The organism is Streptomyces sp. NPDC058632 (genome assembly GCF_042717095.1).
Lineage (GTDB): Bacteria > Actinomycetota > Actinomycetes > Streptomycetales > Streptomycetaceae > Streptomyces.
Map to the genome: position 1 here is coordinate 22,459 of NZ_JBHXQZ010000103.1, position 5,384 is coordinate 27,842.

The 5,384-nt window shown below is 74.2% G+C and carries 5 protein-coding genes; 2 read left to right on the forward strand and 3 right to left on the reverse strand.

Annotated elements, in window-relative coordinates; translation table 11 throughout:
- Positions 1-1,874, forward strand: a 1,874-nt coding sequence (locus ACFWVE_RS29745; RefSeq protein WP_384020550.1) for a DUF3488 and DUF4129 domain-containing transglutaminase family protein, incomplete at its 5' end; no start/stop codon positions are given.
- A 288-nt stretch (positions 1,875-2,162) separates the two neighbouring features.
- Here the strand turns inward: ACFWVE_RS29745 and ACFWVE_RS29750 are convergent.
- From ACFWVE_RS29750 to ACFWVE_RS29760, 3 genes are all read right to left on the reverse strand, one after another.
- Positions 2,163-2,588 carry a DUF3040 domain-containing protein gene (locus ACFWVE_RS29750; RefSeq protein WP_384020553.1) on the reverse strand — a complete coding sequence of 142 codons (426 nt, stop codon included), beginning with the start codon at positions 2,586-2,588 and terminating at the stop codon, positions 2,163-2,165.
- A 292-nt stretch (positions 2,589-2,880) separates the two neighbouring features.
- Positions 2,881-3,651 carry a methyltransferase gene (locus tag ACFWVE_RS29755; RefSeq protein ID WP_384020555.1) on the reverse strand — a complete coding sequence of 257 codons (771 nt, stop codon included), beginning with the start codon at positions 3,649-3,651 and terminating at the stop codon, positions 2,881-2,883.
- 216 nt (positions 3,652-3,867) lie between these two features.
- A complete protein-coding gene (locus ACFWVE_RS29760; protein WP_384020558.1) occupies positions 3,868-4,500 on the reverse strand; it encodes an SAV_6107 family HEPN domain-containing protein in 633 nt (210 codons plus the stop codon).
- A gap of 192 nt (positions 4,501-4,692) precedes the next feature.
- Here ACFWVE_RS29760 and ACFWVE_RS29765 point away from each other — a divergent pair, with 192 nt between their 5' ends.
- The gene (locus ACFWVE_RS29765) at positions 4,693-5,322 is read left to right on the forward strand and encodes a TetR/AcrR family transcriptional regulator (RefSeq protein WP_384020561.1); all 630 of its coding nucleotides are present in this window, start codon (positions 4,693-4,695) and stop codon (positions 5,320-5,322) included.
- The last annotated feature ends 62 nt before the right edge of the window (positions 5,323-5,384 follow it).

Here is a 5,384-nt window from a genome sequence, read left to right on the forward strand (position 1 = left end):
AATTCAGCCGGCGGCGGTGGGCGGGCCGTCACCGCCCCCCCCCGTGGGGGGGGTATTGCGGGGGGGCGCGGTCCGGCTCGCCCGGCCCGCGGCAGGGGACCCGCGCGCCGGTGCGCACCGGCCGGCGGATCGGGCTGCTCGCGGTGGGTGTCGCCCTGGTGGCGCCGCTCGGTCTGCCCACGATGAACGGCGGCCTGCTGGACCCGGCGGGTTCGGGTGTCGGCCCGGGTTCCGGCGGGGGTGGCACGATCTCCGCGGTGAATCCGCTGGTGTCCCTGCGCGACTCGTTGAACGTGGACGAGGACCGCCAGGTCATGTCGGTGCGCTCCCAGGCGGAGAACGTCTCGGACCTGTATCTGCGGATCGTGTCCCTGGACGACTTCGACGGCACCACCTGGAAGCCGTCCAAGCGGTCCATCACCACGGTGCCCGACGACGCCTTCCCGACCCCGGCCGGCCTCGGCCCGGACATCGAACGCGAGGAGGTCGGCACGACGATCTCGACCGCCGACTGGTACGGGCAGGACTGGCTGCCGATGCCGTATCCGCCGAGCGGCGTGGACATCCGGGGCAACTGGCGCTACGAACCGGTGGGAATGACGCTGGTCGGCGACCACGGCCAGAACACCCGGGGGCTGACCTATCAGGTGCGCAGCCTGGACGTGCGGCCCACGGCGGAGCAGCTGGCCGACGCGTCGGCGCCGCCGGCCGCCCTGGAGCGGGACTACACGGAGCTGCCCGACTCACTGCCCGCGGTGGTGTCCCGGACCGCCCGTGACGTCACCGAGGGGGCGACGAACGCGTACGACCGTGCGGTCATGCTCCAGGAGTACTTCACCCTGACAGGCGGCTTCGAGTACGACACGGAGGTCGACGTCGGCAGCGGCTCGGAGGCGATCGCCCGCTTCCTGAGGGACAAGGAGGGCTTCTGCGTCCACTTCTCCTTCGCCATGGCGTCGATGGCCCGGTCCCTGGACATACCCGCCCGGGTCGCGGTGGGCTTCGCGCCCGGCACCCCGCAGGCGGACGGCACGGTGGCGGTGGGGCTGCGGGACGCGCACGCCTGGCCCGAGCTGTACTTCGAGGGCGTGGGCTGGACCCGCTTCGAACCGACCCCCACCCGTGGTTCGGTGCCGGAGTACACCGTGCCGGAGACACCGGACAGCGCGCTGCCCGACCCGGCCCGGCCGTCCGAGGCGGAGCCCTCGGAGCCCTCGGCCGCTCCGTCGGAGAGCGAGAGCTGCTCGGTGCGGCAGCAGCGGCTGGACGACTGCGCGAGCGAGGCGCCCCTGGTGACGCTGCCCACGGACGGCGACGGGCCGAAGTGGTACGTGGTGCTGGCGTGGGTACTGGGCGGGCTCGCCGTTCTGGTGCTGCCGCTGGCGCCGATGCTGTGGCGGCTGCGGACCCGTTCGGTCCGCCTGGGCGCGCACGGCCGGTCCGAGGCGGGCACGGCGTCGCACACCCTGGCCGTGTGGGACGAGCTGACGGACGCGGCGTGGGACGTCGGCGTCTCCCCGGACGAGTCGCTGACTCCGCGCAAGGCGGCGGCCCGGATCGTCCGGCTCGGCCGGCTCGACCCGGACGCCGCGGCCTCGGTCCACCGGGTGGCGGATGCCGTGGAACAGGTCCTCTACGCGCCGCGGCCGCGCCCGGCGGCGGGTCTCACGGACGATGTGCGCCGGGTGGCGGCCGGACTGCGGTCCGGGGCCGGCCGGGGTGCGCGGCTGCGCGCGCTGTTCCTGCCGCGTTCCACGGTGCGGGTGGTGTGGGCGGCGTCGGCCCGGTGGGCCGCCGTCCGGCACCGCGTCCTCGCCCTGCGGCCGGTATGGCGGGGGCCCACGTGGCGCAGGCCCTCGCGGCAGCGGGGGTGACGGGGCGGGCCCGGCGGGGCGGGTGACCGCAGCCGAAGGGGCGCACGGCGACGGGTGAGGGGCAGGACGACCGGAAATCGTCCTGCCCCTCACCCGTCGTACGCCGCCTGCCCTACCGTCTTCCGCCCCTGCCGGCGCCTGGTCGGTGCGCGGGCGTGCGCCGAACCGGTGTGCGGCCGTGCGTGGGCCCGGGTGCGGATATGCGTCAGGGGGTGACCACCGGGCCGGTGGTCACCCCCTGTACCCATGTCTTCGCGCAGATCCTGGAGTGGTGTGTGGGGAGGGGAGCTACTGCCCGCCACCCTGTTCGTCACGGCGGCGCTGCCAGCGCTGCTCTATGCGGTCCATCACGGAGCGCCGCTGCCTGCCCTGACGGCCTGACTGCGGTGCGCCGGTGGAACCAGCGGCACCGGCTGCGGCATCAACCGCCTGTTCACCGGGCTTGGGCGCTTTGCGCCAGCCGGTCACGGCGAGAACCGCGCAGCCCAGCATGACGAGGAACCCCACCACACTGAGCCAGACCTGCTGGGCGACCATTCCGGCCATGAGGAGCGCAATACCTACGAGGAAGCCCGCGATCGCCTGGTAGACCCGCCGACGGGTGTACGTACGCAGGCCACTTCCCTCGAGCGCCGACGCGAACTTGGGATCTTCGGCGTACAGCGCTCGCTCCATTTGCTCGAGCATGCGCTGCTCGTGCTCCGAGAGCGGCACGGCGTCCTCCTCATCGTGCAGTCGCCGGGGCGACCCGGGGGGTCCCTTCAGGATAGGCAGGGATTCGCCCCCATGAAACCCGCCCCTCTGCGCCAATTGGCCAACCGGCACCCGTCATGGGCGTCCCGGTCCGCTCGAGGCTTTTCATTCCCCGGCAGCCAGGCCGTCATGCCGGACGGTCTCCCTCGATCATACGGTGCCCAGCCGCCATTCGGGGGGCCTGCGGCGGACTCCCTGCGGAGTGCGGCCGCCAGGCCGCTCCGCTGATCAGCGGTGCGATACAGGCGGTTGCTCAGGCCCCTTCGGTCCCCGGTGCCTCACCGAGCACATGGAGCTGGGTGGCCACGGAGTGGAAGGCGGCGAGTTCGGCCGCCGCGGCCTCCAGCTTCAGCAGCGCGTCCAGGGCTCCGGGCTCGGTGTCCACGAGCACGCCGGGGACGAGGTCGGCGAAGACCCGCACGCCGTGCACGGCGCCGACCCGCAGGCCCGCTCCCTCGACCAGACCGGTGAGCTGGTCGGCGGTGAAGCGGCGCGGTACCGGGTCGCCCGTGCCCCATCGGCCGTTCGGGTCGTCGAGCGCCTGCCGGGCCTCCTTGAAGTGGCCGGCGAGGGCCCGGGAGAGCACGGCGCCGCCGAGGCCGGCCGCGAGCAGGCTGAGGACGCCGTCGGGGCGCAGGGCGGCCACCGTGTTGCGCACCCCCTCGGCCGGGTCGTCGACGTACTCCAGCACTCCGTGGCACAGCACCACGTCGTAGCCGCCGCGCTCGGCGACGTCGAAGAGGCCGTGCGCGTCGCCCTGGACGCCGCGGACCCGGTCGGCGACGTCGGCCTCGGCGGCACGGCGCTCCAGGGCGAACAGCGCGTTGGGGCTGGGGTCGACGACGGTGACCCGGTGGCCGAGGCGGGCCACGGGCACGGCGAAGTTGCCGCTGCCGCCGCCGGTGTCGAGGACGTCCAGCGCCGGCCGTCCCGTCGCCTTGGCCCGGTCCTCCAGGGCATCCTGGAGGACCTCCCAGACCACGGCGGTACGAAGAGCGGCGCGGGGGCGCAGGGTGTCCGACACGGCAGTTGACTCCTCGGCGGGCACCGCCTCGTTCACGGCGGAGCGATCGGGCTGCCTCCCCGGCCCGGACAGGGGACGCGGAGGCTTCAGGCGTCTTCCACCCTATTGCCTGCGCCGCATTGCCCGCGCCGCGCTGCCCCGCTCCCGCCGGGCGGTGGCGCGGCGGGAGCGGGGTGGGGCGGGACCGGGGCCGGGGCCGGGGCCGGGGAGGAACGCTCAGCCCGCGTCGGGCAGCTCGCGGCTCATGCCGCCGCCCGGGTCCCGGCCGCCCGGGTCGTGCCCGTCCGGGTGGGCCGAGTGGTCGGGATGGTCCGAGCGGTCGGGATGGTCCGAGTGATCGTCTGTGCGGGGTTGCGGGAGGACGGGCTGGAGGACGAGCATCCGCTCGACCAGGCGCAGGAACGTCGCGACGTCCCGTATCAGGTCGTCGGCGTCCCGGCCGCTGGCCGCGCCCCTGATGCCCGCCTCGGCGCGGGCGCGGCGCCGGGCGCCCGAGGCGAACAGGGTGCTCCATTCCCCGAGTTCGGGCGCGATCTCGGGGAGCACTTCCCAGGCGCTCCGGATCCTGCTCCGGGCCCGGGGCGAGGTCTCGGGCCGTCCCCGTGCGGCGAGCACGGCGGCGGCGGTGCGCAGGGCGGCGAGGTGGGCCGTCGCGTAGCGCTCGTTGGGGGTGTCGAGGACGGTGGCCTCGTCGAGTCCGGCACGGGCCTGGGCGAGCAGGTCGAGGGCGGCGGGCGGGGCGGTGGCGCGGCGCAGTACGGGGTGGACGTCGCTCGGCGGGCCGGTCAGTGAGGGGGCAGGGCCGGTGGCGCGGCGCCGGCGGGCGGCGGCTGCGGACGAGTGGGCCATGACGAACCTCCTGTCGTCTTCGTGACGGCATCCCCTGCTACGAGGTGCCGTATGCGCTCATCGTGCGGTATGCCACTGACAATCCGTTCCGACCTGGCGTTTTGCTTCGATCGGCTGTTCGGTACCGGGCGGGCCGCCCCCTGGGCCGAGCCTGTGGAGGGGAGGGCCGGCGGTGCTGTGAGAATCAGGGGCATGGAACGCAGCAGCACCACGCCGGGCGGCAGCACCCGCCGCGAGGCCACCCGGCAGAAGCTCTACGAGGCGGCCGTCACGCTCATCGCGGAGCAGGGCTTCTCCGCCACCACCGTGGACGAGATCGCCGAGCGGGCGGGGGTCGCGAAGGGCACGGTCTACTACAACTTCGCGAGCAAGTCGGTCCTCTTCGAGGAACTGCTGCGGCACGGGGTCGGGCTCCTCACCGCCTCCCTGCGGGAGGCGGCCGAGCGGACGGCCGGGGCGGACGGCAGCAAGGTCGACGCCCTGGACGCGATGGTCCGTGCGGGACTCGTCTTCATCGACCGCTACCCGGCCTTCACCCAGTTGTACGTGGCCGAGCTGTGGCGCACCAACCGGGCCTGGCAGTCCACGCTGCTGGTGGTCCGGCAGCAGGCCGTGACGGTGGTCGAGGACGTGCTGCGCGAGGGCGTGGACAACGAGGAGTTCAGTGCGGAGATCGACATTCCGCTGACGGCGGCGGCGCTGGTCGGCATGGTGCTGGTGGCCGCGCTGGACTGGCAGGCCTTCCAGCCGGAGCGCTCCCTGGACGACGTGCACGCGGCGCTGTCCCGGCTGCTGCAGGGACGCGTGAGCGGCCACCACTGAAGACAGCGGGCGGCGGGCAGCGGCTGTCGTCAACCGGGCCGGGACCCGAAGAAGTGCCGGTC

What these genes read in the sequence shown, in the direction of transcription:
- ACFWVE_RS29765 (WP_384020561.1), top strand. Translation starts at nt 4,693, where the DNA reads ATGGAACGCAGCAGCACCACGCCGGGCGGCAGCACCCGCCGCGAGGCC.
- ACFWVE_RS29760 (WP_384020558.1), bottom strand. Translation starts at nt 4,500, where the DNA reads ATGGCCCACTCGTCCGCAGCCGCCGCCCGCCGGCGCCGCGCCACCGGC.